We start from the raw sequence: 25,013 nt of genomic DNA on the forward strand, positions 1-25,013 counted from the left end.
AAGGGGGCTGGCAGGGTAGCCGCGCCGGCTGCGCGGCGGCAACCCGCGCCATCCATGAATGCGCACGCGTTCGCATAGAATCCGGCGACCCTCCCGGATGACACACGCCATGGACCCCATTTTCGTCGGCAAGGCCATCACCACCGAGACCAGCGGCAACGTGGTGCTGCTGCCGAAGTACGGCAACCGCCACGGGCTGGTGGCCGGCGCCACCGGCACCGGCAAAACGGTGACGCTGATGACGCTGGCCGAAGGCTTCAGCCGGATCGGCGTGCCGGTGTTCCTGGCCGACGTGAAGGGCGACGTGGCCGGGCTGGCGGTGCCCGGCACCACCAGCGAGAAACTGCAGGCGCGCATCGACCAGATGGGCATCAGCGACTACCGCAACGAAGCGGCGACGGTGGTGTTCTGGGACCTGTGGGGCAAGGCCGGGCACCCGGTGCGCACCACCGTCAGCGAGATGGGCCCTACCCTGCTGTCGCGCATCCTCGAATTGAACGATACCCAGAGCGGCGTGCTCGACATCGTGTTCAAGCTGGCCGATGACCGCGGCCTGCTGCTGCTCGACCTGGAGGACCTGCGCGCGCTGCTGGGCCTGATCGCCGAGGAGCGCAAGGACATCAGCACCTCCTACGGGCTGGTCAGCGCGCCGTCGATCGGCGCCATCCAGCGCGCGCTGCTGCGGCTGGAGCAGGAAGGCGCGGAGCTGTTCTTCGGCGAGCCGGCGCTGGAGCTGGTCGACCTGATGCGCACCACCCCCGACGGCCGCGGCGTAGTCAACATCCTCGCCGCCGACCAGCTGATCCTGAAGCCGCGGCTGTATTCCAGCTTCCTGCTGTGGCTGCTCTCCGAGCTGTTCGAGAACCTGCCGGAAGTGGGCGACCTGGACAAGCCCAAACTCGTCTTCGTGTTCGACGAGGCGCACCTGCTGTTCGACGACGCCCCGCCCGCGCTGCAGCAGCGCATCGAACAGGTGGTGCGGCTGATCCGTTCCAAGGGCGTGGGCGTGTATTTCTGCTCGCAGTTCCCCGACGACGTGCCGTCCAACGTGCTGGGCCAGCTTGGCAACCGCGTGCAACACGCGCTTCGCGCCTATACCCCGCGTGACCAGAAGGCGGTCAGGACCGCCGCCGAAACCTTCGTCCGCAACCCGAACCTGGACGTGGCGCAGGCCATCGGCCAGCTGGGCACGGGCGAGGCGCTGGTGTCGATGCTGCTGGACAAAGGCGTGCCGATGCCGGTGGAGAAGACCCTGATCGCGCCGCCGCGCTGCCGGATGGGCGCCATCACCGATGCCGAGCGCATGCAGGTGCGCGCCGGCAGCCCGGTTGGGATGAAGTACGACACCCGCATCGACCGCGACTCCGCCGCCGAACTGCTGGCGCAGAAGACCGAGGCCAAGGCGGCGCAGGCACAGGCCCCGGCCGCGAAGACGGCGGAAGCGGACGACGGCAACGGCTTCGGCCAGACGGTAAAGGACGCGCTGTTCGGCACCAAGCGCCGCCAGGGCATGATCGAGACCATGGCCAAGCAGACCGCGCGCACGGTGGGCAGCCAGGTGGGGCGGCAGATCCTGCGCGGCCTGCTGGGCGGCATCTTCGGCGGCAAGCGCTGAGCCGCGCATGGGCCGCTGGCGTCCCCCCGCCGAGAAAAGCACGGCGCTCATCACCCGCGAAGGCCACGACCGCCTGAAAGCGGAGCTGGACGAGCTGTGGCGGGTGAAGCGCCCGGAAGTGGTCAGGGCGCTGGCAGCAGCCGCCGCCGAGGGCGACCGCTCCGAGAACGCCGAATACACCTACCGCAAGAAGCAGCTGGGCGAGATCGACCGCCGCGTGCGCTACCTCAGCAAGCGGCTGGAGGTGCTGAAGGTGGTGGACGCCGCGCCATCCGACCGCGAGGCGGTGTTCTTCGGCGCCGAGGTGGAGCTGGAAAACATCGCCAGCGGCGAGCTGGTGCGCTACCGCATCGTCGGCCCGGACGAAACCGACGCGAAGCTGGGCTGGGTCAGCATCGACGCACCGCTGGCGCGCGCGATGCTGAAGAAGCGCGTGGACGACGAGTTCGAAGCGCCGCTGCCCGGCGGCACGCTGCGCTACGCGATCATCGAAGTGACCTACCCGTCCGCGTAGGCGGGCGACACACGCCCGCCACGCACGGGCCCCGCGTCAGCGGCGCTTGGCGCCGCCGGCGCCGGACAGCAGCACCAGCCCGCCCACCAGCCCCATGTTCTTCATGAACTGCTGCAGCCTGCTCCACTGCGCGGCGCCGGAAAACTCCCAGAACGGATGCGACACCACGGCGTCGGTCAGCAGCAGGGCGGCGGCCAGCAGCGCCACCGCGCGCAGCTGCCAGCCGGCGGCCAGCAGCACGCCGATCAATACCTCGACGGTACTCAGCAGCAGCGCGTCGTTGCCGATCGGCACGCCGCGCAGCGCCTGCCACAGGCGGAACCCACCGGCGATGAGGAAGGCAGCGGCCAGCAGCCACTGGGCAAGACGGACTTCAAGCTTCATGCGGGGACCAGACCTTGCGGGAAGCCGGAAGAGTGGCACGCCAACCTGAACGGCGAAAGGGGTGCCTCGGCGCGTCGGGGCTTTTCGCGTAGAATGCCCGCTGTTCTGCGCACGGCTGATCTCCTTTCCTCCGAGAAAGGTGCGTTTTTCCTGATCGAGCCGGCCGCCCCTAGCGGCTTTCTTCCCGTACGCCTTTCGTCGCGCAGACACGGCCCGGATCACCGGCGTCGTGCCATCTGCCTGCGGCGCGGTTCAACAGGAACGCCCGGGCCGTCCCGTATTCCGTGCGGGGCACCAAAGGAGTTCCTCCATGTCGTTCGAATCCCTGGGCCTTGCGCCCGCGTTGCTGCGCGCGCTTGCCGACAACAACTACACCACCCCGACCCCCATCCAGCAGCAGGCGATCCCGCTGATCCTGGCCGGCCACGACGTGTTGGGCGGCGCCCAGACCGGCACCGGCAAGACCGCCGCGTTCGGCCTGCCGCTGCTGCAGAAGCTGGCCGAGATGCCCAAGCCCGAGGGCCTGCACCGCCCGCGCGTGCTGGTGCTCACCCCCACCCGCGAACTGGCCGTGCAGGTCAGCGAGAGCCTGCGCAGCTACGCCAAGCACCTGCGCATCAACGTCACCTCGCTGTTCGGCGGCGTCGGCATGCAGCCGCAGGTGGAAGCGTTCCGTCGCGGCGTGGACGTGCTGGTGGCCTGCCCGGGCCGCCTGATCGACCATCTGGATCGCGGCACCTGCAAGCTCGGCAGCGTGCAGATGCTGGTGCTGGACGAAGCCGACCGCATGCTCGACATGGGCTTTTTGCCGTCGATCAAGCGGGTCATGAAGCACGTGCCGGCGCAGCGCCAGACGCTGCTGTTCTCGGCCACCTTCGAACCGCGCATCAAGGCGCTGGCGCTGGAGTTCATGAAGGACCCGCAGCAGGTGCAGGTGGCCGCGCAGAACACCGTGATCGAGACCATCCGCCACCACGCCCATCCGGTTGACGGGTCGAAGAAGCGCGACCTGCTGATCGACATCCTGGCCCGCCGCCACACCGAGCAGGTGCTGGTGTTCGGCAAGACCAAGCACGGCTGCAACCGCCTGGCGGAGCAGCTGGAAAATGCCGGCCTGCCGGCGCTGGCGATCCACGGCAACAAGAGCCAGGCCGCCCGCCAGAAGGCGCTGAACGAGTTCAAGAGCGGCAAGACCCGCATCCTGGTCGCCACCGACGTGGCCGCGCGCGGCCTGGACATCCCCGACCTGCCGCTGGTGATCAACCACGACCTGCCGATGGTGGCCGAGGACTACGTGCACCGCATCGGCCGCACCGGCCGCAACGGCGCGACCGGCGAAGCGATTTCGCTGGTGTCGCCGGACGAGGCCAATCTGCTGCGCCAGATCCAGAAGCTGCTGGGCCGCGAGATCGCAATGGAAGTCGTGCCGGGCTTCGAGCCCTCGCGCTCGATCCGCAGCGATGCCAAACCGTTCGAGGCCGCCCCGCGCAGCCCGCGCCCCGCCCGCAACCGTCGCCCGCACGGCAAGCCGCGCACCGCCGAGGCGCATGCACACGCCGGCCCCAAGCAGCCGCGTGACGGCCGCCGCGGCAACGCGCCGGGCGCCGGCCGCCGCGATTCGCGCCAGGGCTGATCCGGCCCCAGCGCTGCACCATCACCGCCGGCACGGCAGACGCCTGCCGGCGGGTTCCTGCGGGCGCATCACGGGTGTATGTTCGCCACTTCCTCCGGGGAGCAACGCATGGACATCCACGACATCGCCCTGAACCTGTTCGCCCAGCTGGTGGGTGCCCATCGCGGCGCGCCGCTGGATGCCGATGCGCGCATCGAACTCGGCCGCGAAGCCTATCGCTGCGCCGAAGCCTTCATCGCCGCCAAGGACCTGTACATCCGCGAACTGCCCGTGCCCGGCGGCGAGCAGATCTACTGATGCCGGCGACACGCGCGGGTATGCTGCGGCCTTCGTCCCACGGAGCCACCGCATGATCCGCCGGCTTGCCAGTTTCACCGCCCTTGCCTTCCTGCTGGCCGCTTGCGGCAGCGGCCCGGTGCGGCGCGTTTCCGAACCCGCGGCCAGCATCCAGCAGCTCACCGTGCGCGCCGATGGCCGCTGGGACGTGGCGCTGCGGCTCAACAACTTCAGCAGCGTGGCGATGCGCTTCGACAGCACCGCGCTGGAGATCAGCTTCGACAACGGCGCCGCGGCGCGGCTGGACCTGCAGCCGAACCTGGAAGTGGCACCGGAATCCGCCGACGTGCATAGCGCCGTGGTCACCCCCACGCCGGCCGGGCGCGCGCGCCTGGCTACCGCGCTGGCCGACGGCCGCGGGCTGTCCTACAGCCTGCGCGGCACCCTTCAGGCCGGCCCTTTGGACGGCAAGCCGCGCAGCTACGAGATCAAGCGCGAAAGCGCACTGTCGCCGGTGCCCGGGCTGCCCGGCGCGCTGCGCTGAGCCCGCCCCGGCAGGCATTCCACCAAAACCATACGCTGTAGTATGCTCAGGGTTCCCGCGGGCCGGATGGCGGCCCGCCCATGCCAGGAACCGCACGCATGAGCACCTACAAGGCCCCCCTCGACGATCTTCGCTTCGCCCTTTACGACGTGCTGGGCGCCGAGGCGCTGTTCGCCCGGCTCGGCCACGCCGACGCCAACCGCGAGCTGGTGGACGCGGTGCTGGACGAAGCCGCGCGCTTCAGCGAAACCGTGCTGGCCCCGCTCAACCGGATCGGCGACGAGATCGGCTGCAGCTACGACAAGGCCACCGGCAACGTCACCCCGCCGCCGGGCTTCAAGGACGCCTTCGACAAGTTCGTGGAAGGCGGCTGGACCGGCCTGACCAACGCGCCCGAACACGGCGGCCAGGGCATGCCGGCGCTGCTGGGCGGCGTGCTCACCGAGATGGTGGACAGCGCCAACCTGGCCTGGGGCAACTTCCCGATGCTCAGCCACGGCGCGGTCAAGGCGCTGGAGACCTACGGCGAGGACTGGCAGAAGACGGTGTTCCTGGAACCGCTGGTGGCCGGCACCTGGACCGGCACCATGTGCCTGACCGAACCGCACTGCGGCACCGACCTCGGCCTGCTCAAGACCCGCGCCGAACCCATTGCCGACAACAAGTACGCGATCACCGGCACCAAGATCTTCATCACCGCCGGCGAGCACGACCTGGTCCCCAACATCATCCACCTGGTGCTGGCCAAGCTGCCTGACGCGCCGCCCGGCGCCAAGGGCATCTCGCTGTTCGTGGTGCCGAAGTTCAAGGTCGCCCGCGACGGCAGCGTCGGCGAGCGCAACGCGGTGCGCTGCGGCGCGATCGAACACAAGATGGGCATCCACGGTTCCGCCACCTGCGTGATGAACTTCGACGGCGCCGAGGGCTATCTGCTGGGCCAGCCGCACAAGGGCCTGCAGGCGATGTTCGTGATGATGAACTCGGCTCGCCTCGGCGTTGGCGTGCAGGGCCTTGGCCTGTCCGAGCGCGCCTACCAGAACGCGCTGCGCTACGCGCGCGAGCGCCTGCAGTCGCGCTCGCTGTCGGGCCCGAAGTATCCCGACAAGCCGGCCGATCCGATCCTCGTGCAGCCCGACGTGCGCCGCATGCTGCTGTCGCAGAAGGCGCTGATCGAAGGCGGCCGGCTGCTGTCGATGCAGGCCTATGCGCTGCTGGACACCGCCGAGAAAGCCGGTGATCCCGCCGAGCGGGAACGCGCCGAGACCCTGGTCAGCTTCCTCACCCCGATCTCCAAGGCCTGCCTGACCGAGTGGGCGATCGAGAACACCTACAACGCGGTGCAGTGCTTCGGCGGCCACGGCTACATCGCCGAACACGGCATCGAGCAGCTGGCCCGCGACGCCCGCATCACCACCCTGTATGAAGGCACCACCGGCATCCAGTCGCTGGACTTGATCGGCCGCAAGACCGCAGCAACGCAGGGCGCGGGGCTGAAGCTGTTCATCGCCGAGGTGGAAGCCTTCGCCAGGCAGCACGAAGGCGACGAAGCGCTGACCGAGTTCATCGCGCCGCTGCGCGCCAAGTGCGGCGAGTGGGGCAAGCTCACCATCGAGACATTGACCCGCGCCGCCGGCAACCCGGAGGAGCTGGGTGCGGCAAGCACCGACTACCTGTTCTATTCGGGCTACGTGGTGCTGGCCTACTGGTGGGCGCGCAGCGTCGCCGCCGCCAATGCATCCGACCGCCCGCAGGCGTTCAAGGACGCCAAACGCGACACCGCCCGCTTCTACTTCGCCCGCATCCTGCCGCGCACGCTGGCGCACAAGGCGGCCATCGAAGCCGGCGCGGCCACGTTGATGGCGATGCCGGACGCAGGCTTCGGCGCGAACTGAGCATCACCACGCGCCGGGCGCGTGGGCTGCGCCTCGGTACACAAACCGTCATCGAAGGCGTATAAGCTGGTTTCCCGATGGAGACCGATACAGCGACATATCGCACGGCCCATACCGGCGACCCCACCGCTGCGCTGCACGCGGACAGCTTCGTTTTCCCCGGCGCCGCCGGCTTCTTCCCCAATCTGCGCCTGCTCGGGCTGGATGCACATGGCCGCGCGCTGGACTGGATGAGCTGGCAGGATGCCACCTGCCTGTACGCCCGCGGCGCGGTGGCGTGGACGCTGGGCGAACCCTGCCTCAGCGTCCACGGCGGCATCAACCGCCGCAGCGGCGAGCGCAGCATCCTGCGCCTGCACCCCATCATCGCCGCACGCGGCCACGTCCGCCCGGCGGCCATCGACCCCACCCCCACCCTGACCAACCAGGCGTTGTTCGCCCGCGACCAGCAGCTGTGCCTGTACTGCGGCCGCCAGTACCACCGCGGCACGCTGACCCGCGACCACGTGCAGCCGGTGTCCAAGGGCGGCCGCGACATCTGGGAAAACGTGGTCACCGCCTGCTTCCACTGCAATTCGCGCAAGGGCAACCGCACCCCGCAGCAGGCCGGCATGCCGCTGCTGGCTGTGCCGTACCGGCCCAGCTGGATCGAGCACCTGATCCTGTCGAACCGCAACATCCTGGCCGACCAGATGGCCTTCCTGAAGGCCCAGCTGCCCGCCAAGAAGCCCCGCAGACTTGCCGTGTAGCGCCGGTGCATTGACGCGCGCGCCCCGCTTGGCAACACTCGACCGTGTTTTTCTGCTGCGGGGATGGCGATGGCGCTGACGTTGGGCACTACCGGGATGGATCGCGCGACCGAGGCGGAGGTTGCCGCCGCGTTCAAGATCGCCAACGCCGAAACCGGCCACCGCTGGAGCTTCGTCGAAGGCGACGCGGCCGACTACATCATCATCGACATGGACAGCCTGTACGGCCCGATGAGTTGGCTGCGCCTGCACGGCATGGGCCGCAAGGTGATCGCGCTGGCCGCCGCCGACCGCCAGCAGACCGACTACCGGCTACCGCTGCCGATCAACGCGACCGACCTGGCAGTGTTGCTGAGCGAGATCGCCGGCGATGCGCAGCGGACGCCCGACGAAACGCCGCCGCCGCGCGGGCCCGCACCGGCGGTCGAGCCGGCGCCGACCATCGTCGCGCCGGAACCGCAACCGGCGCCGGAACCGCCCGCGACCCCGCAGCCCGAACCCGAGCCGGAACCAGTACCGCCGGCCGCGCGCACGCTGCAGCAGTGGCTGGCGAACGGCGCCCTTCGCCAGCGCGTGCGCCTGCAGTGCGCCGATGCACCGGCGCTGCTGATCGACCCGCAGGCCGGCAGCTGGCACGGCCCGGCCATGCTCAAGCCGCTGGCGCCCTGTTTTGCCGGCGAACTGCCGGAAAGCGACTTCACCATGCCCGACGCCGCGGCCTGGGACGCCGAGGCGGCTGCGCTGGGCCCTGCGCAGCCACTGCAGCGCCTGCAGTGGCTGGGTGGGCTACTGTCCGGCGCGGCCATCGACGGCCGCTACCTGCTGAAGAAGTGGCCGCAGACCGAGCGCGAGTATCCCAAGCATTTCCGCATCGCCACGGTGATGATGAAAGGGCCGGCCGGGGTTGCCGACATCGCCGAAGCAAGCGGCGTCAGCGCCGAGGAAGTGACAGGCTTCATCAACGCCAACCTCGCCACCGGCTATGCCGAACCGGCCGATGCACCGCCGCCATCGGCCCCGGCATCGCCGCGCACTACCGGCCTGTTCGGGCGCATCCGCGGCCACTGACAACGCGCCGGCTCACGCCGCGCCAGCACCGTAAACTCCGGCATGGTGATGCGCCGGCGCCGGCGCACGCCCCCGAGAAGCGGAGTTTGCTCCACTGCCTTCTGCGTGGTCAGGAACCCGATGCCAGGATCCGCCACGCCCGGTGGATGCGCGCGTTGCGGGCGAAATCCGGCGGAATGGTGGATGCACTGATGTCTTCCACCTGCGCGAACTCCGCCAACGCCGCCTCGTCCAGCTTGAAGCGGCGGAAGTTGTTGCTGAAGTACAGCACGCCCCCCGGCGCCAGCCGCGCCACCGCCGCGCGCAGCAGGCGCACGTGGTCGCGCTGCACGTCGAAGTCGTCGGCGCGCTTGGAGTTGGAGAACGTGGGCGGGTCGCAGAACACCACGTCGTATTCGCCGGAATCGGCTTCCAGCCACTTCAGCGCATCCGCCTGGGCGATGCGGTGGCGGGTGCCGCCGATGCCGTTGCCGCGCAGGTTGTCGGCCAGCCATTCCAGATAGGTCGCCGACAGGTCGACGCTGGTGGTCTGCGCTGCGCCCTCCACCGCCGCCTGCACGGTGGCAACGCCGGTGTAGCAGAACAGGTTGAGGAAGCGCTTGCCGCGCGCTTCCCGCGCCATCCGCGCGCGAAGCGGGCGGTGGTCGAGGAACAGCCCGGTGTCGAGGTAGTCGAACAGGTTGACCTGCAGTTTCGCCGCGCCCTCCTCCACCGTGAGGAACTGCCCCCGATGGTCGAAGTGGCCGTACTTGCTGCCGCCCTTGCCGGTGCTGCGGGTCTTCACGGCGACCCGCTCGCGTGGCAGGGCGAACACCTCGCGCACCGCCAGCAGCAGGTCGTTCAGGCGCTTGCGGGTGGTGGTTTCGGGGATCTCGGCCGGCGCGGCGTATTCCTGCACATGCAGCCACATCTCGCCTTCAACCGTGGTGTACACGTCCACCGCGCAGGCGTATTCGGGGATGTCGGCGTCGTAGGCGCGGAAGCAGCTGACCTGCTCCTGCTGCCGCCAGCGCGCCAGCTTGTCGAGGTTCTTGCGCAGGCGGTTCGCCACCATCTGCGCGCCTTCCGGCAGCGCGCGCTTCTCGATGCCTTCGCGCTGCGGCGGCGCGATCGGATCCACCGCGATCAGGCTGCATTCGATCGCGCCGTTGAACAGCTGATAACTCTTCTTCGCACGCAGCCCGGTGGCCCGCGCCAGCTCGCCGTCGCCGCACAGCAGCGCCGCGCGCCACTGCGGCGCCACGCGCTTGAGCGCATCGCCCAGCGCGCGGTACAGCGCCGGGTCGGCGGCCAGGCGGGCGTCGTAGGGCGGATTGCAGGCGACCACCCCGCGCGGGTTTTCCATCGGCGCCAGGTCGGCGATGTCGCGCACGGAGAAGCCGATGGCGTCGTCCACGCCCGCCGCCTGCGCGTTCTCGTGGGCGGCGCGGATGGCGTGCGGGTCCACGTCGCTGCCGTGGAAGCACGGCCGCAGCGTGGCGCGGCCGCGCGCTTCACGCGCGATGGCCTCCACCCGCAGACCCGCCCAGGCTTCGCCATCGAAACCGGTCCAGCGGGTCGGCATTGCGTCACCGTGGCGGCGCAGGCCCGGCGCCACGTCGGCGGCCATCAACGCGCCCTCGATCAACAGCGTGCCACTGCCGCACATGGGGTCCAGCAGGTCGCCACCTTCGGCATAGGCCTGCGCCCAGCCGGCGCGCGCCAGCACCGCCGCGGCCACGGTTTCCTTGAGCGGCGCCGCACCCTGCACGCGCCGCCAGCCGCGCCGGTGCATCGGCCCGCCGGACAGGTCGATGGACAGCGTGGCGCGGCCCTTGCGGACGACCAGGTTGATGCGGACATCCGGCGACTCCACGTCCACGTCCGGCCGCTGGCCGGTGCTGGCGCGCAGGGTGTCGACGACGGCGTCCTTCACCCGCTGCGCGGCGTAGCGCGCATGGGTGATGGCGCTGCCGGAGACGTGTGCGTCGATGGCGAAGGTGTGGTTGGGCGAGAGATGGCGCGTCCAGTCCACCGCGGCCGCACCGGCGTACAGCGCATGCTCGTCGGCGCATTCGAACTCGGAGATGGGCCAGAGGATGCGACTGGCCAGGCGCGACCACAGCACCGCGCGCTGGGCATCCAGCAGGCTGCCCTCGACGTTGGCACCGGCGATGGTGGCGGTGGCGCGCGCGCAGCCGAGGGCGACCAACTCGTCCGCCAGCAGGTATTCCAGGCCCTTGCCGCAGGAAGCGAAGAATTTCATGGCGTCACAGCGCCGCCAGCAGCGCGGCGAAAGCTTCGGCGCTGGCCTGCACGTGGTCGGACAGGCGGTGGGAATCGTTCACCAGCAGCAGCCGCGCGTCGCGCGCCGCCGCCCATTCCACCACCTGCGCGGCCGGGATCAGCTCGTCGTGCCAGCCGTGGATGATCGAGGTCGGCACGCCTGCGGCCTGCATCGGCGGCGCGCCCTCCATGACCACCGGCGGCGCCATCAGGAACAGGCCGGCCACCGGCAGCTGCAGCGACACGTGGCCGCTGATGTAGGCGCCCAGGCTGGAGCCGGCCAGCACCAGCGGGCCGCGCGCGGCGGCGGCCTGCGCCAGCGCCTGCAGGCGGGCGATGCGGGCGGCCACGTCGCCCAGCGGCGTCACCTCGCGGCGGGCGTCCAGGTCGGTGTAGTCGGGGCGTTCGTGGGTCCAGCCCAGGCGCTCGGCCACATCGGCCAGCGCGGTCACTTTGGTCGCATCGGGGCCGCTTTCGAAGCCGTGCGACAGGATGCAATGTCCTCTCATGGGTGAATGCTAGCATCGGCGCATGCCCGCCCCGACGATCCACGCGCACCACCTGCCCTATGCGGCGCTGCTGGCCGCACGTGCGCCGGACGCCGTCGACACCGTGGTCATCCACTGCACCGAGCTGCCCGACCTCGCCACCGCGCGCGCATACGGCGAGCGGGTCCTCTACGACTCCGGCACCGGCAACAGCGGGCATTACTACATTGACCGCGACGGCCGCATCGAGGAGTACGCGCCACCCGCGCGCAGCGCCCACCACACCCGCGGCTGGAACGCGCGCAGCATCGGCATCGAACTGGTCAATACCGGCCGGTTCCCCGACTGGCTGGATTCCCGCCGGCAGGCGATGGGCGAGCCGTACACCGACGCGCAGATCGCCGCGCTGACCGCCCTGCTGCAGCGGCTGTGCAGGGAAATCCCGTCGCTGGCGCAGATCGCCGGCCACGAGGACCTGGATCGCGACGAGGTCGAAGCCAGCGACGACCCCGCCCTGAAGGTGCGGCGCAAGCGCGACCCGGGGCCGCTGTTTCCTTGGCATGCCGTGCTGGCTGCGGTGCCGCTGCGGCGGATCGCATAGCGGCGCCCACCCTGCCCGCAAAGGGAAGCGTCATGGCCGCCCCGTATAATTCCAGCCCATGAACGCCCCCGTCTCCGAACTGATCGAACTGCTGTCGCTGGAACGTCTGGAAGACGACCTGTTCCGCGGCCAGAGCCGCGACATCGGCACCAAGTACGTGTTCGGCGGGCAGGTGCTGGGACAGGCGCTGTCGGCGGCGCAGGCCACCATGACCGAGCCGCGCAACGCGCATTCGCTGCACGCCTATTTCCTGCGCGCCGGCAACATCGAGGCGCCGATCGTCTACCACGTGGACCGCACCCGCGACGGCGGCAGTTTTTCGGTACGCCGCGTCACCGCGATCCAGCACGGCAAGGTGATCTTCTTCTGCGCCGCCTCGTTCCAGGACGAGGAGCCGGGCGCGGAGCACCAGCTGTCGATGCCGGACGTGCCCAAGCCCGAAGACCTGGAGCCCGCGCCCACCATCCCGCCCGAAAAGCTCGCCCTGCTGCCCACCAAGGTGCAGCGCTGGCTGGATCGTGCCGGCCCGTTCGAGTTCCGCCACGTCTATCCGCGCGACGAGCTGAACCCGCCCAAGCGCCCGCCGTTCCAGCAGGTGTGGTTCCGCCTGACCGAGAAGGTCGGTGATGCGCCGGAGCTGCATCGCGCGCTGCTGGCCTACGCATCCGACTTCCACCTGCTCGGCACCGCCACCTTCCCGCACGGCATCAGCTACTACCAGCCCAACGTGCAGATGGCGTCGCTGGACCACGCGCTGTGGTTCCACCGCAGCTTCCGCGCCGACGACTGGCTGCTGTATTCGATCGACAGCCCCAGCGCGCAGGGCGCGCGCGGGCTGGCGCGCGGGCAGGTGTTCGACCGCAGCGGCCGGCTGGTGGCCAGCACTGCGCAGGAGGGCATGATCCGGGTGCTGCCGGCGTGAGGAAGGTCTTCTCCAGCCAGCGCCTGGAAAACGTCGAGGCGGTGGCAGAGCTGCTGCGCGCCGAGGGCATCGCGGTCAAGATCGCCAACGGCCGCTCGTATCGCGGCCGTCGCCGCGGCGGCTTCAGCTACGACAGCCGTCGCATTCCCGACGACATCCCCGCGGTCTGGATCGTCCATTCCGAAGACCAGCCACGCGGCCGCCAGCTGCTGCGCGAGTTGGGGCTGCTGGAAAACACCCGCGATCCGGGATCCAGCTACCTGCCCAGCGGCCGCCACGGCGAGGCGTCGGGCGGCGGCTACTTCAACGCCAAGCGGGTGAAGGTGGGGCTGCTGTTGCTGATCGCCGGCGGCATCGCGCTGATCGTTTTCACCACCCGCAAGCAGGCGCCGGAGGCAATCGTCGCCGCGCCTGCCGCGCCCGCGGCCCCATCGGCGCCGCCGCCACTGGTGCCAGAGGCCATCACCGACGTGCAGGTCCATCGCGTCGATGTCCCCACCGCGCTGGCGCAGTTGCTGGTGGCCGACACGCTGGATAGGCGCAAGCCGGCGCAGGCCTGCCTCTCGGTGGATGGCGGCGATCCATCGGCGAAGCTGCTGCAGGCACTGCCGACCAAGCCTGTCGCCCTGTTCCCGGCGTCGGCCTGCCCCGGCAAGGACGCGCTGGCCATCGCGGTGGAGGATTACCGCACCGATGGCAGCGGCAGCGGCGAGGTGCAGCTGACGGTGGGCAGCGGCAAGCCGCGCGTGCTCGAGGTGGAACGCAACGGCACCGTCTGGCGGGTGCTGCGCCGTCGCTGATACACGCGGTACCCAGCAACAAAAAAACGGCCCGCATCGCTGCGGGCCGTTTTCGTTACCGGTGCCTCCGATTCAACGCTTCGGCATCTGCGCCGGATGGCCGTCGTGCGACATCCGCCCCGCTTTTCCGTCGCGGCCGTGGCCGCACACCTCGCCCATCCTGTCGAACTCGGCGCGGCTGAGCTGGCCATTCTTGTCGGCATCGGCCTTGCCGAAGCACTCCGCGCGTCGCTGGGCCATGCGCGCCTGACGATCCGCCTTGTCGATGTACCCATCCTTGTTCACGTCCATCTGCGCGAAACGCTGGTCCATGCCGCTCTTGCCGGCCTGCATCTCGGCGCGGCTGATGCGGCCGTCGCCATCGCTGTCCAGCGCGCGCATGCCGTCGTGCTGGCCACGCATGCCACCCGCCTGCCCGCGCATTCCGGCGCGATGCATCGGCAGCTCCCCGCCGCTCAACTTGCCGTCCTTGTCCTTGTCCAGCTGTGCGAACTTCTCCGCAAGGCGCGGGAACTTCGCAGCCTCTTCCTTGGTGATCACGCCATCAGCGTTGGCGTCGGGCTTGGCCTGCATGCGCGGCGCGGCGGTCTGGGCGAACGCCAGGGTCGAAACCAGCGCGGCGGCGATGGCCAGGGTCAGGATGTGCAACTTCTTCATGGGTCGTCTCCTCCCGGCACCAACCGGGCTTGTCATGGAAAACGCCGCTGCGTCGCCGCGGTTGACCGCGCAAGCCTGCCCGCCGCTGAACGTCGGCGCTATCCTGCGGCCATGGGCAGCGACGACGACAACCTGCGACTGTTCCACAGCACTCCGCACCCCTGCGGTTACTGGCCGGGCCGCGAAGCCCGCGACCTGGTGCTGGACCCGCGCGACGAACGCCTGCCGAAGCTCTATCCGACCGCGCTGGCGTGGGGCTTCCGTCGCAGCGGCGACATCGTCTATCGCCCGAGCTGCAGCGGCTGCCGCGCCTGCGTGCCGGTACGGGTGCCGGTGGCCGCCTTCGTTCCCGACCGCAGCCAGCGGCGCTGCCTGGCCCGCAATGCGGATGTGGACGCGCACGTGGTCGCACCGGCCTGCACCGACGAATACCTGGCGCTGTATCGGCGCTATCTGTCTGCCCGCCACCCCGGCGGCGGCATGGACGACCACGGCGCGCACGAGTTCGAGCAGTTCCTGATCGGCGCGTGGAACGACAGCCGCTTCCTGGAGCTGCGCGAACGCGCCAGCCACCGGCTGCTGGCGGTGGCGGTCACCGATCTGGCGCCGGAAGCGCTGTCGGCGGTCTACACCTTCTACGAGCCGGACGAAGCGGCGCGCGGTCTCGGCACCCTTGGCGTGCTGCGCCAGCTGGAATGGGCGCGTCGCGACGGCCGCACGCACCTGTACCTGGGTTACTGGATCGCCAGCCACCCGAAGATGGACTACAAGCGGCGCTTCCGTCCGCTGGAAGGCTTCGACGGCCGCGGTTGGCGGCGGCTGGAAGCCTGATTCAGGGCTTGGCTGCAGGTTCCGTCGGCGACACCGGCGGCATGCCGGGTTCCAGCGTCACCGCGCCGCCGCGATTGCGGTCGTAAAAACCGAATTCGGCATCGCTGCGCACCGACACGATCATCCGCACCATGTTGCCCGGCACCATCAGCTCCAGGTCCACCGCGCGTCCGTCCGGGGCGCGACCCTCCAGGGTCATCTCGATGAAGGCGCCGCCGGTGTCAACCTCACGACACTGCACGAACGGCCCCGCCGGCCCCTCCTGCAGGTAGGGCTTGACGGCATCGCCCAGCGCTTCCAGCGCGGGGGGGAAGAAGAACACGGCATATCCGGACCATTCGCTCATTCAGACATCCTTGCATACCTGCGGTGATGGCCGGATGTGCTTCGTCCGGCGGGCAGGCCATGCGATCCTGTGCGGATGCCGATTTCGCTCCTCCCGCGGATCTCGCTCCTGGCCGCGCTGCTGCTCGGCATCGTCGCCTGTGCGCCGCCGTCGCTGCCGTTCGCGCGGCTGGCCGGGCTGGTGACCAGCGGCCAGCTGGGCGAAATCAGCGGCCTGGCCGCGTCGCACGTCCACGACGGCGTGCTGTGGGCGATCAATGACGGCGGCAACCCCGCCCGCCTGTTCGCCATCAGCCGGCGCGGCCGCCTGCTGGCCCGTTACGAGGTCGAAGGCGCCAAGAACCACGATTGGGAAGACCTGTCCAGCTTCGAGCTGGGCGGCCGCCGCTATCTGCTGGTGGCAGACACCGGGGACAACGCCGGGCGGCGCCGTGGCTTCACCCTGCATGTATTCGAGGAACCGGCCAAACTGGCCAACGGCAAGCTCAAGCCGGCGTGGACGATCCACGCACGCTGGCCGGACGGCCCACGCGACTGCGAGGCGGTGGCGGTGGACGCCGCCGCCGGGCAGGTGCTGCTGGTGTCGAAAAAGCGGGTGCCGCCGGAACTGTTCTCGCTGCCGCTGGCCGACCCGCGCGGCGCCGTGGTGGAGGCGCGCCGGATCGGCCGGCTGGCCGGCGTGCCGCAGGTGAGCGAGGAGCTGCGGCGCAAGGATCCGAAACTGGCGGCGCTGTTCTCGCAGGTCACCGCCGCGGACATCGCACCCGACCGCCGCAGCCTGGCGGTGCTGACCTACGGCAGCGTGCTGTTCTATCGCCGCAGTGAAGGCCAAAGCTGGGCGGACGCCACCGCCCGGGCGCCCGAAGCGCACGACATCCCGCCTATCCCGCAGGCCGAGGCGCTGGCCTGGAGCGCGGGCGGCGGCGGGTTGTATGCGACCGGCGAATTCGGCCCGGCGCCGCTGTTTTACCTCGTCCCGCAACAATGAGCCGGTCCCGCGGCTGACCGTTTGTCGGGCCCCACTTGCATGGGCTGATATCATTTTGATATCAATACAGCACACGAACCTTGGGGCCCACCATGAAAGAGAATCCCGTTTCCTCGCTGCCCGGCATCCCGTTCCTGCTGGCGGTCATCGCCGTGGCCGTGGTCTCGGTGTGGCTGGTCGCCACCGGCATCGGCCCGGACCCGGACAACCTTGGCGTCGCCTCCGGTGCCAGCATCCTGGGCGGCCTGCTGCTGGGCGCGCTGTCCTTTCTCAGCCTGATCGGCCTGTACAAGGTCGAGCCCAACCAGGCGGCGGTACTGAGCCTGTTCGGTCGCTATGTGGGCACGGTCAAGACCGACGGCCTGCGCTGGAACAACCCGTTCTTCAGCAAGAAGAAGATCTCGCTGCGGGTGCGCAACTTCGAATCCGGCAAGCTCAAGGTCAACGAGCTCGACGGCAGTCCCATCGAGATTGCCGCGGTCATCGTCTGGCAGGTGCAGGACAGCGCCGAGGCCGTCTACAACGTGGACGACTACGAAAGCTTCGTCCACATCCAGTCCGAATCCGCGCTGCGGGCGATGGCCACCAGCTACCCCTACGACCAGCACGAGGAAGGCCAGCTGTCGCTGCGCAGCCACGCCGCCGAGATCAGCCTGCATCTGCTGAACGAACTGCAGGAGCGGCTGGCCGATGCCGGCGTGCAGATGCTCGACGCGCGCATCAGCCATCTTGCCTACGCACCGGAAATCGCCCAGGCCATGCTGCAGCGCCAGCAGGCCAACGCCATCATCGCCGCGCGCACGCGGATCGTCGCCGGCGCGGTGGGGATGGTCGAAATGGCGCTGGCCGAGCTGCAGAAGAACGGCGTGGTGCAGCTGGACGAGGAGCGCAAGGCGGCGATGGTCAGCAACCTGCTGGTGGTGCTCTGCGGCGAGCGCAGCACCCAGCCCATCGTCAACGCCGGCACGCTGTACTGAGCCATGTCCGAGAAGAAAGCCTATCCGCTGCGCATCAACGCCGAGGTACTGGCAGCGGCGCAGCGCTGGGCGGACGACGAACTCCGCAGCCTCAACGCGCAGATCGAATACGTGTTGCGCGACGCGCTGCGCAAGGCCGGGCGGATGCCCGCGCCAAAATCGAAACCGGAGGATGAAGCGTGAGCAAGCGTTGGCTGTACAAGGTGGTGCTGGTCAAGCCGCAGTTCCTCGGGCTGAAGCCGGAACAGATCGAAGCCACCCTGGCATCGCTCGGCCAGCAGGGCTGGGAGCTGGTGTCGGTGATCCAGAACGGCATGAACGTCAATCTTTACCTGAAGAAGGAAGCCTGAGATGCGCCCAGCGATGCTTTCCCTGCTCCTCGCAAGCTCGCTCGCGCTGTCCGCGGGCACCAGCGCGCAATCCGCCGATCCGGCCGCGCTCGCCAGGCAGGCACTGGACCGTCTCGACGCCGGCGACTACGCGCAGGTCGAGGCGCTGTTCGGCGCGCAGATGGCCGCGGCGGTGCCGGCGGACAAACTGAAGGCGGTGTGGGAATCGCTGCCGGCGCAGGTCGGCAAGGCCACCGGGCGCGGCGAAGCCGCCGTGTCCGCGCAGGGCGACGCGACGCGGGTGAAAGTCCCGCTGCATTATGAAAAGGCCGAGCTGGTGGCGACCTTCACCATCGACGCCGAAGGCAAGATCGCCGGCTTCGTGGTGCAACCGGCGCAGTCTGCCGCGCCTGCACCGGCGGTGGCTGCCGATGCTTCCTACGTCGAACGCGAGCTGACGGTCGGCGATGGCGAGCGCGCCCTGCCCGCCACGCTGGCGCTGCCGAAGGACGATGGGCAGGCCCCTGCAAAACTGGTCCCCGCCATCGTGCTGGTGCACGGCTCCGGCCCGCACGACCGCGACGAAACCATCGGCCCGAACAAGCCCTTCCTCGACATCGCCCGCGGCCTGGCCGCGCAGGGCATCGCCGTGCTGCGCTATGACAAGCGCACCAAGGCACGCCCGCAGGACTTCACCGGCGGCCAGTTCGGCGTGGACGAGGAAACCACCTTCGATGCGGTGCTGGCGGTGGACGCCCTGCGCAAGATCGAAGGCATCGATCCCGAGCGCCTGTTCGTGCTCGGCCACAGCCAGGGCGGGATGATGGCGCCGCGCATCGCCGCGATGTCGGGCCACGTTGCCGGCCTGGTGCTGCTGGCCGCACCGGCGCGGCCGCTGCTGGACATCCTGATCGAACAGAACCGCCGCCTCGCCGTGCTCGACGACGGCAACACCAGCGATGCCGAGCGCGACGCGATCAACGCGCTGATCCGGCAGGTGCAGACCACTCGCGCAGCGGCCACCGATGTCGCGACGAAGGGGCCGATGGGCCTGCCCGTGGGCTACTGGCGCAGCATCGATGGCGTGGACGCGGTGGCCGAAGCGCAACAGGTGAAGCTGCCGATGCTGGTGCTGCAGGGCGCGCGCGACATCCAGGTGGTGGACGCCGACTGGCAACACTGGAAGAGCGCCTTCGACCGCGACCCCAAGGTCACGTTCAAGCTGTACGGCAAGCTCAACCACCTCGGCATCGCCGGCGAAGGCGAAGGTTCGCTGGCCGAATACCAGCAGCCGGGGCACGTCGATTCGCAGCTGATCATTGATGTGGCCCGCTGGCTGCAGGCGCACTGAAGATGGCCACGGCATTGCCGCAGCGCTTCGAAGTCAGCCCGCCCAGCCTGTGGGCACCGCTGTCGATGATCCTGCTTGCGGGGGTTTTTCCGCTGGCCGCGATGGGATACGCGCTGTGGCAAGGCGCGGCGCAAGGGGAAATGGCACGCTGGGGATTGGCATTCCCGGCCGGCTTCGTCATCGTCCTGCTCATCGGCCTGCTTTTGCTGATGCGCAGGCGCGCGGTGGAATGGCAAAACGGGGTGCTCTGCATTCGCGCCACGATGTACACAAAGCGCGTCGCCGCCTCGGAACTGGATCTGCAGCGCGCGCGGGTGGTGGATCTGGAGGAGCGCACCGAGCTGCGTCCCGGGCTGAAAAGCAACGGCTACGCCACCATCGGCTTCAGCGCCGGCCATTTCCGCATGCGCAACGGGCTGGGCAGCGCCTTCTGCCTGTTGACCCAGCGCCAGCGGGTGCTGTGGCTGCCGCAGCGTGACGGCAAGCATCACCTCCTGCTCAGCCTGGAGCGGCCGCAGGCGCTGCTGGACGCGCTGCGCAAGACATAGCGAACGCCATGCAGGCGCAGGGTCGGTTGCGGCCCGCGCGGGCAGATCGGATTGCTGATTCGCAGCCGGTCGCGTCCCTCCGGTCTATGCTTGCAGCATGTCGCGAACGCCCCCGCTCCCGCTCCGTGCCGTGCTGCTCAACACGGCGGATATCGAACTGTGGCCGGCCGGCCTGCTGCGCGCGCGCGGCAATGGCCACGCCCGCCTGCTCGCCCGCGCCCGCCGCGTGCTGCGGCGCAAGCGCGACGGCGCGTGGCTGGCCGCCGAGCTGGAGGATGGCCTGCATCCGCTGCGGCCCGGCCTGCAGCGCGAACCCGGAATGGTCGCGGCGATGCGCGCACTGGGCACGCATCCTGCGCATCGCCGCAATGGCCTTGAACACGTCGATACGCTGCCGCTGCATCGCCTGCACCAGCGACTGGCCGCGCTTGGGCTGGATGCCGACGCTTATGCCACGCGCACCTGCCTGACGCTCACCCATGAACCGGACTGGCTGGCGCTGGCGGACTTCGACCGCTGGCAGCGCCCGCTGTGGCTGCGCATCGACGCCGCCCGCGCCTGGCGGCACCTGCGGGATGCCGCGCTGGCCGACGGCATCGTGCTGGAAGCGATCTCCGGCTATCGCAGCCACGACTATCAGCTGGGCATTTTCGCGCGCAAGCTGGCGCGCGGGCTGACGGTGGAGGAGATCCTCGCAGTCAATGCCGCCCCGGGTTTTTCCGAGCACCACTCCGGGCTGGCGCTGGACATCGGCAGCACGGACGAACCGCCTGCAGAAGAATCGTTCGAGCGCACGCCGGCGTTCGGCTGGCTACGCGACAACGCGGGCGGCTACGGGTTTTCGATGAGCTATCCGCGCGACAACCCGCACGGCATCGTGTACGAGCCGTGGCACTGGCGCTTCTACGCCAACTTCAATCAGGCCGCGTAGGCGCGACTCGCGGCAAGCTCGGCGATCACCGCATGCATCCCGTCGCGCCAGTCCGGCGCGGTGATGCCGAAATCCTTGCGCAGGCGGTTGGTGTCGAGGACGGAATAGGCGGGGCGACGCGCCGGCGTCGGATAGTCCGCCGTGGTGATCGGCAGCACGCGCGGACCGCGCGCCAGCAGGCCTGCCGCCAGTGCCTCGTCCATGATCGCCTCGGCGAACCCGTGCCAGCTGGTTTCGCCGGCGGCAACCAGATGCCAGGTGCCGGATGCCGGCAGGCCCTGCGCAATGATCCGCGCGCTGGCATCGGCAATCCACGCGGCCGGCGTCGGCGCGCCGATCTGGTCGCCGACCACGCGCAGCTCGTCGCGTTCGTGCGCCAGCCGCAGCATGGTGTGCAGGAAGTTCTTGCCGCGCGCGGCGTACACCCACGCCGTGCGCAGGATCGCGTGACGCGCGCCGCTGGCGCGAACCGCTTCCTCGCCGGCCAGCTTGCTGGCGCCGTAGACGCCCAGCGGCGCGGTGGCATCGTCCTCGCGATACGGGCGTGACGCGCTGCCGTCGAACACGTAGTCGGTGGAGTAATGCAGCAGCAGCGCACCGGTCGCGGCGCAGGCCTGCGCGATGGCTGCAGGCGCCAACGCATTGACCCGGAACGCGGCGTCCGGCTCGCTTTCGGCGCGGTCCACCGCGGTGTAGGCGGCCGCATTGACCACCACGTCGGGGGCGATGCGCCGCACCAGTTCGCCCACGCTGTCGGGCACGTCGAAATCGGCGGCAAGCGCGCCCTCGGCGCCCGCGCGCGTGGCCACCACCACTTCGCCCAGCGCCGGCAGCGCGCGCCGCAGCTCGCGCCCGACCTGGCCGTTGCCGCCCAGCAACAGCAGCTTCATGCGGGGTACTGCGGCAGCCGTTCCGGCGCGATGTCGGCCAGCAGCGGCGCGGCCGCGTCCTTGGCCGAGAGCGAGACTTCCGCCAGCGGCCAGTCGATGGCCAGCGCGGGGTCGTCCCAGCGCAGCGAGTTGTCGCTGGCGCGGTCGTAGGGCGCGGTGCACAGATAGGTGAACAGGGCCGTCTCGCTGAGCACCAGGAAGCCGTGGGCGAAGCCTTCCGGCACCCAGAAATGCCGCTTGTTGTCGGCGCTCAGGATCGCCGCGGCATGCCGGCCGAAGGTCGGCGAGCCGCGACGGATGTCCACCGCCACATCAAACACCTCTCCCTCCAGCACGCTGACCAGCTTGCCCTGCACGTTGTCCGGCCACTGGTAGTGCAGGCCGCGCAGCACGCCCTTCTGCGAGCGGCTGACGTTGTGCTGCACGAATGCGGTGGGCAGGCCGTGTTGGGCGAAGCGCTGCGCGTTCCAGCCCTCGTAGAAGAAGCCGCGCTCGTCGCCGTGCACGGCCGGCTCGATCACCACGCAGCCGGACAGATTCGTTTCGATGATCTTCACGCGACGCGTCCCTGCTCCGCCAGCCCCAACAGATACTGCCCGTAGCCGTTCTTCGCCAGCGGCTCCGCCAATTCACGCAGGCGCCCGGCATCGATCCAGCCGTTGAAGAAGGCGATTTCCTCCGGGCAGCACACCCGCAGCCCCTGCCGTGCCTCGATCGTCTCGATGAAGGTGGAAGCCTCCACCAGCGATTCGTGGGTGCCGGTGTCGAGCCAGGCATAGCCTCGCCCCATCTTCTCCAGATGCAGGCTGCCGTCGTCGAGGTAGCACTTGTTGAGGTCGGTGATTTCCAGCTCGCCGCGCGGCGACGGTGCAAGCTGAGCGGCGTAATCGCAGACGCGACCGTCGTAGAAATACAGGCCGGTGACGGCGTAGCTGGACTTCGGCTTCGCGGGCTTTTCCTCCAGACCCACCACCTTGCCGTCGGCATCGAACTCCGCCACGCCATAACGCTGCGGATCGCGCACCCAGTAGCCGAACACGGTGGCGCCGTGCTCGCGCGCATCCGCGCGCTGGAGCAGGTCGGTCAGGCCGTGGCCGTGGAAGATGTTGTCGCCCAGCACCAGGCAGGACGGCCCGCCAGCCAGGAACTCGCGACCGATCAGGAACGCCTGCGCCAGCCCGTCCGGGCTCGGCTGCACCGCGTATTCGATCTTCATGCCCCATTGCGAGCCGTCGCCCAGCAGGCGCTGGAACAAGGCCTGCTCGTGCGGGGTGTTGATGATCAGCACCTCGCGGATGCCCGCCAGCATCAGCACGCTGAGCGGGTAATAGATCATCGGCTTGTCGTACACCGGCAGCAGCTGTTTGCTGATCGCCTGGGTGATCGGATACAGCCGGGTGCCGCTGCCGCCGGCAAGGACAATTCCCTTTCGAAGCGGGCCCTTGCGGCCGCCACTGCTCACCGGGCTCATGCCGCCACCCCGATCCGCTCAAGGCGATAGGAGCCGTCGAGGACGCGCTGCACCCACGGCTGGTTGTCGAGGTACCAGTCCACCGTCTCGGCGATACCTCGCTCGAAACTGTACTTCGGCGCCCAGCCCAGCTCATCGCGCAGCTTGCTGGCGTCGATGGCGTAGCGGCGGTCGTGGCCGGGGCGGTCTGCAACATGGGTGATCTGCGATTCGCGCGGCTTGCCATCCTCGCGCGGACGGCGCGCGTCCAGCAGCGCGCAGATCGCCTTCACCACCTCGATGTTCTGCTTCTCGGCATTGCCGCCGACGTTGTAGGTCTCGCCCACCCGGCCCTTGGCCAGCACGGTGCGGATGGCCTCGCAATGGTCGGCCACGAACAGCCAGTCGCGCACCTGTTTGCCATCCCCGTACACCGGCAGCGGCTCGCCGGCCAGCGCCTTGGCGATCACCAGCGGGATGAGCTTCTCGGGGAAGTGGTACGGACCGTAGTTGTTGCTGCAGTTGGTGGTCAGCACCGGCAGCCCGTAGGTGTGGTGGAAGGCGCGCACCAGATGGTCGGACGCGGCCTTCGACGCCGAATACGGCGAGTTCGGCGCGTACGCCGTGGTCTCGGTGAACAGGCCGGTTTCGCCCAGCGTGCCGTACACCTCGTCGGTGGACACGTGCAGGAAGCGGAAGCCGTCCTTCGACCGGCCTTCAAGCGCCTTCCAGTAATCGCGCACCGCTTCCAGCAGCGCCAGCGTGCCGACCACATTGGTCTGGATGAACGCGGCCGGGCCATCGATGGAGCGGTCGACGTGGCTCTCGGCGGCGAAGTTCACCACTGCGTCGGGCCGGTGGTCGGCCAGCAGCTGCGCCACCAGCGCGCGGTCGCCGATGTCGCCGTGCACGAACACGTGGTTCGGGTCGCCTTCGATCGATGCCAAGGTGTCGCGATTGCCGGCGTAGGTCAGCGCGTCGAGGTTCAACACCTTGATGCCGCGCGCCACTGCCTCCAGCACGAAATTGCCACCGATGAAACCGGCGCCGCCGGTAACCAACCATGTCGTCATGCGTGAACGATCCCTGTGATGCAGCTTGCAAGTATCGCCCAAACGCGAAAACCCCGCCTGAAAGGCGGGGTTTCGGAAGCGGTTCCGGCATGGCCGAAACGCGTGTTTGGTCGGGGTAGCCGGATTTGAACCGACGACCACTTGTCCCCCAGACAAGTGCGCTACCAGGCTGCGCTATACCCCGAAGATTGGCCGGCGATTATACCCGAGCCCGCCCGCTTTCGGCGAGGCGGCTTCAGCGGCGCAGGATCTGCAGCACTTCCTCCAGCTCGACGCGCACCTGGCGGACGATCTGGTTGCTCAACGCCGATTCCTGCTTGCCGTCCTCGCCCTCCAGGCGCAGGCGGGCACCACCGATGGTGTAGCCCTGTTCGTACAGCAGGCTGCGGATCTGCCGCACCATCAGCACGTCGTGTCGCTGGTAGTAGCGGCGGTTGCCGCGGCGCTTGGACGGCTCCAGGCTGGGGAACTCGGTTTCCCAGTAGCGCAGCACGTGCGGCTTGACCTCGCACAGCTCGCTGACTTCGCCGATGGTGAAGTAGCGCTTGGCCGGGATCGGCGGAAGCTCGCGGTTGCTGCCGGGATCAAGCATGGACGCCCCCGACGAAGGCTTCCACGCGTTCCTTCAGCTTCTGGCCGGGACGGAAGGTGACCACGGTGCGGGCGGAAATCGGGATTTCCTCGCCGGTCTTGGGGTTGCGGCCGGGGCGCGGGTTCTTGCGGCGCAGGTCGAAATTGCCGAAACCGGACAGCTTGATCTGCCGCCCCTGCTCCAGCGCTTCGCGCAGTGCGTCGAAGAACGCATCCACGAACTCCTTGGCCTCGCGCTTGTTCAGGCCGACTTCCTCGTACAGCTTTTCGGCCATTTCCGCCTTCGTCAACGCCATTACCG

At 69.3% G+C, this 25,013-nt stretch carries 30 protein-coding genes and 1 tRNA gene; 19 read left to right on the plus strand and 12 right to left on the minus strand.

Translation table 11 applies throughout. The annotated features are described in order from the left end of the window. The first annotated feature begins 109 nt into the window (after window positions 1–109). Together E5S66_RS08495 and greB are read left to right on the plus strand one after the other, a co-directional pair. Complete coding sequence (locus E5S66_RS08495) at window positions 110–1,615, plus strand: helicase HerA-like domain-containing protein (RefSeq protein WP_138348838.1); 1,506 nt, start codon at window positions 110–112, stop codon at window positions 1,613–1,615. Window positions 1,616–1,622: 7 nt separating this feature from the next. Further along, window positions 1,623–2,129, plus strand: a complete 507-nt coding sequence (gene greB, locus E5S66_RS08500; RefSeq protein WP_138348839.1) for a transcription elongation factor GreB — start codon at window positions 1,623–1,625, stop codon at window positions 2,127–2,129. 36 nt (window positions 2,130–2,165) lie between these two features. Here the strand turns inward: greB and E5S66_RS08505 are convergent, their stop codons facing one another. Beyond that, on the minus strand, window positions 2,166–2,513 hold the full coding sequence (locus E5S66_RS08505) for a hypothetical protein (protein ID WP_138348840.1): 348 nt from the start codon (window positions 2,511–2,513) through the stop codon (window positions 2,166–2,168). A 310-nt stretch (window positions 2,514–2,823) separates the two neighbouring features. On the opposite strand from E5S66_RS08505, the gene E5S66_RS08510 reads away from it, so the two are divergent. From E5S66_RS08510 to E5S66_RS13650, 6 genes are all read left to right on the plus strand, one after another. Further along, window positions 2,824–4,146: a DEAD/DEAH box helicase gene (locus tag E5S66_RS08510; protein ID WP_138348841.1), complete on the plus strand. Its 1,323-nt coding sequence runs from the start codon at window positions 2,824–2,826 to the stop codon at window positions 4,144–4,146. A 108-nt stretch (window positions 4,147–4,254) separates the two neighbouring features. Next, window positions 4,255–4,443, plus strand: coding sequence for a hypothetical protein (locus E5S66_RS08515; RefSeq protein WP_028839047.1), 189 nt, complete (start codon window positions 4,255–4,257; stop codon window positions 4,441–4,443). Between the two features lie 52 nt (window positions 4,444–4,495). Continuing rightward, entirely contained in the window at window positions 4,496–4,966 is a 471-nt protein-coding gene (locus E5S66_RS08520; protein WP_138348842.1) for a hypothetical protein, read from the plus strand. 98 nt (window positions 4,967–5,064) lie between these two features. After that, window positions 5,065–6,858 carry an acyl-CoA dehydrogenase C-terminal domain-containing protein gene (locus tag E5S66_RS08525; protein WP_138348843.1) on the plus strand — a complete coding sequence of 598 codons (1,794 nt, stop codon included), beginning with the start codon at window positions 5,065–5,067 and terminating at the stop codon, window positions 6,856–6,858. Between the two features lie 77 nt (window positions 6,859–6,935). Next, on the plus strand, window positions 6,936–7,607 hold the full coding sequence (locus E5S66_RS08530; RefSeq protein ID WP_138348844.1) for an HNH endonuclease: 672 nt from the start codon (window positions 6,936–6,938) through the stop codon (window positions 7,605–7,607). A 96-nt stretch (window positions 7,608–7,703) separates the two neighbouring features. Next, on the plus strand, window positions 7,704–8,675 hold the full coding sequence (locus E5S66_RS13650; RefSeq protein ID WP_212745337.1) for a hypothetical protein: 972 nt from the start codon (window positions 7,704–7,706) through the stop codon (window positions 8,673–8,675). Window positions 8,676–8,784: 109 nt separating this feature from the next. On the opposite strand, the gene rlmKL is transcribed toward E5S66_RS13650, so the two are convergent. Together rlmKL and E5S66_RS08545 are read right to left on the minus strand one after the other, a co-directional pair. Continuing rightward, on the minus strand, window positions 8,785–10,920 hold the full coding sequence (gene rlmKL / locus E5S66_RS08540) for a bifunctional 23S rRNA (guanine(2069)-N(7))-methyltransferase RlmK/23S rRNA (guanine(2445)-N(2))-methyltransferase RlmL (RefSeq protein WP_138348845.1): 2,136 nt from the start codon (window positions 10,918–10,920) through the stop codon (window positions 8,785–8,787). 4 nt (window positions 10,921–10,924) lie between these two features. Next, window positions 10,925–11,449: a hypothetical protein gene (locus E5S66_RS08545; protein WP_138348846.1), complete on the minus strand. Its 525-nt coding sequence runs from the start codon at window positions 11,447–11,449 to the stop codon at window positions 10,925–10,927. A 22-nt stretch (window positions 11,450–11,471) separates the two neighbouring features. On the opposite strand from E5S66_RS08545, the gene E5S66_RS08550 reads away from it, so the two are divergent. The 3 genes from E5S66_RS08550 to E5S66_RS08560 are packed head-to-tail and all read left to right on the plus strand — an operon-like array spanning window position 11,472 to window position 13,751. Continuing rightward, a complete protein-coding gene (locus E5S66_RS08550) occupies window positions 11,472–12,029 on the plus strand; it encodes an N-acetylmuramoyl-L-alanine amidase (protein WP_138348847.1) in 558 nt (185 codons plus the stop codon). Window positions 12,030–12,087: 58 nt separating this feature from the next. Further along, the gene (tesB, locus tag E5S66_RS08555; protein WP_038053097.1) at window positions 12,088–12,951 is read left to right on the plus strand and encodes an acyl-CoA thioesterase II; all 864 of its coding nucleotides are present in this window, start codon (window positions 12,088–12,090) and stop codon (window positions 12,949–12,951) included. Further along, window positions 12,948–13,751: a hypothetical protein gene (locus E5S66_RS08560; RefSeq protein ID WP_051246812.1), complete on the plus strand. Its 804-nt coding sequence runs from the start codon at window positions 12,948–12,950 to the stop codon at window positions 13,749–13,751. Before tesB ends, E5S66_RS08560 begins: the two co-directional genes overlap by 4 nt. A gap of 72 nt (window positions 13,752–13,823) precedes the next feature. On the opposite strand, the gene E5S66_RS08565 is transcribed toward E5S66_RS08560, so the two are convergent. Further along, window positions 13,824–14,408, minus strand: coding sequence for an EF-hand domain-containing protein (locus E5S66_RS08565; RefSeq protein ID WP_138348848.1), 585 nt, complete (start codon window positions 14,406–14,408; stop codon window positions 13,824–13,826). 111 nt (window positions 14,409–14,519) lie between these two features. On the opposite strand from E5S66_RS08565, the gene E5S66_RS08570 reads away from it, so the two are divergent. Then, window positions 14,520–15,239, plus strand: a complete 720-nt coding sequence (locus E5S66_RS08570; RefSeq protein ID WP_138348849.1) for an arginyltransferase — start codon at window positions 14,520–14,522, stop codon at window positions 15,237–15,239. A 1-nt stretch (window position 15,240) separates the two neighbouring features. On the opposite strand, the gene E5S66_RS08575 is transcribed toward E5S66_RS08570, so the two are convergent. Continuing rightward, window positions 15,241–15,585: a hypothetical protein gene (locus E5S66_RS08575; RefSeq protein WP_138348850.1), complete on the minus strand. Its 345-nt coding sequence runs from the start codon at window positions 15,583–15,585 to the stop codon at window positions 15,241–15,243. Between the two features lie 75 nt (window positions 15,586–15,660). On the opposite strand from E5S66_RS08575, the gene E5S66_RS08580 reads away from it, so the two are divergent. The 7 genes from E5S66_RS08580 to E5S66_RS08610 all read left to right on the plus strand — a co-directional run bounded on the left by E5S66_RS08580 (window position 15,661) and on the right by E5S66_RS08610 (window position 20,708). Continuing rightward, window positions 15,661–16,572, plus strand: a complete 912-nt coding sequence (locus E5S66_RS08580) for an SdiA-regulated/phytase-like domain-containing protein (RefSeq protein ID WP_138348851.1) — start codon at window positions 15,661–15,663, stop codon at window positions 16,570–16,572. 92 nt (window positions 16,573–16,664) lie between these two features. Further along, a complete protein-coding gene (locus tag E5S66_RS08585) occupies window positions 16,665–17,549 on the plus strand; it encodes an SPFH domain-containing protein (protein WP_138348852.1) in 885 nt (294 codons plus the stop codon). Window positions 17,550–17,552: 3 nt separating this feature from the next. Continuing rightward, the gene (locus E5S66_RS08590; RefSeq protein ID WP_028839033.1) at window positions 17,553–17,732 is read left to right on the plus strand and encodes a type II toxin-antitoxin system antitoxin; all 180 of its coding nucleotides are present in this window, start codon (window positions 17,553–17,555) and stop codon (window positions 17,730–17,732) included. After that, window positions 17,729–17,899 carry a DUF4177 domain-containing protein gene (locus E5S66_RS08595; RefSeq protein WP_138348853.1) on the plus strand — a complete coding sequence of 57 codons (171 nt, stop codon included), beginning with the start codon at window positions 17,729–17,731 and terminating at the stop codon, window positions 17,897–17,899. Before E5S66_RS08590 ends, E5S66_RS08595 begins: the two co-directional genes overlap by 4 nt. A gap of 13 nt (window positions 17,900–17,912) precedes the next feature. Beyond that, a complete protein-coding gene (locus tag E5S66_RS08600) occupies window positions 17,913–19,229 on the plus strand; it encodes an alpha/beta hydrolase (RefSeq protein WP_138348854.1) in 1,317 nt (438 codons plus the stop codon). A gap of 2 nt (window positions 19,230–19,231) precedes the next feature. Next, complete coding sequence (locus E5S66_RS08605) at window positions 19,232–19,777, plus strand: hypothetical protein (RefSeq protein WP_138348855.1); 546 nt, start codon at window positions 19,232–19,234, stop codon at window positions 19,775–19,777. Between the two features lie 97 nt (window positions 19,778–19,874). After that, on the plus strand, window positions 19,875–20,708 hold the full coding sequence (locus E5S66_RS08610; RefSeq protein WP_138348856.1) for a M15 family metallopeptidase: 834 nt from the start codon (window positions 19,875–19,877) through the stop codon (window positions 20,706–20,708). On the opposite strand, the gene rfbD is transcribed toward E5S66_RS08610, so the two are convergent. The 7 genes from rfbD to E5S66_RS08645 form a co-directional block, all read right to left on the minus strand. Further along, window positions 20,696–21,598 carry a dTDP-4-dehydrorhamnose reductase gene (gene rfbD, locus E5S66_RS08615; protein ID WP_138348857.1) on the minus strand — a complete coding sequence of 301 codons (903 nt, stop codon included), beginning with the start codon at window positions 21,596–21,598 and terminating at the stop codon, window positions 20,696–20,698. The two genes, E5S66_RS08610 and rfbD, sit on opposite strands and share 13 nt — an antisense overlap. Next, a complete protein-coding gene (rfbC, locus tag E5S66_RS08620; protein ID WP_138348858.1) occupies window positions 21,595–22,155 on the minus strand; it encodes a dTDP-4-dehydrorhamnose 3,5-epimerase in 561 nt (186 codons plus the stop codon). The genes rfbD and rfbC overlap by 4 nt, the downstream gene beginning before the upstream one ends. Beyond that, window positions 22,152–23,069: a glucose-1-phosphate thymidylyltransferase RfbA gene (gene rfbA / locus E5S66_RS08625; RefSeq protein WP_138348859.1), complete on the minus strand. Its 918-nt coding sequence runs from the start codon at window positions 23,067–23,069 to the stop codon at window positions 22,152–22,154. Before rfbA ends, rfbC begins: the two co-directional genes overlap by 4 nt. After that, the gene (gene rfbB / locus E5S66_RS08630) at window positions 23,066–24,121 is read right to left on the minus strand and encodes a dTDP-glucose 4,6-dehydratase (protein ID WP_138348860.1); all 1,056 of its coding nucleotides are present in this window, start codon (window positions 24,119–24,121) and stop codon (window positions 23,066–23,068) included. The genes rfbA and rfbB overlap by 4 nt, the downstream gene beginning before the upstream one ends. A 107-nt stretch (window positions 24,122–24,228) precedes the next feature. Beyond that, window positions 24,229–24,305 (minus strand) — tRNA-Pro (locus E5S66_RS08635). A 51-nt stretch (window positions 24,306–24,356) separates the two neighbouring features. Beyond that, entirely contained in the window at window positions 24,357–24,713 is a 357-nt protein-coding gene (locus tag E5S66_RS08640) for a MerR family transcriptional regulator (RefSeq protein WP_138348861.1), read from the minus strand. Next, the gene (locus E5S66_RS08645; protein WP_028839024.1) at window positions 24,706–25,008 is read right to left on the minus strand and encodes an integration host factor subunit alpha; all 303 of its coding nucleotides are present in this window, start codon (window positions 25,006–25,008) and stop codon (window positions 24,706–24,708) included. The genes E5S66_RS08640 and E5S66_RS08645 overlap by 8 nt, the downstream gene beginning before the upstream one ends. Window positions 25,009–25,013: the final 5 nt, after the last annotated feature.

The sequence above is a fragment of the Thermomonas fusca genome (assembly GCF_005862345.1).
Lineage (GTDB): Bacteria > Pseudomonadota > Gammaproteobacteria > Xanthomonadales > Xanthomonadaceae > Thermomonas > Thermomonas fusca.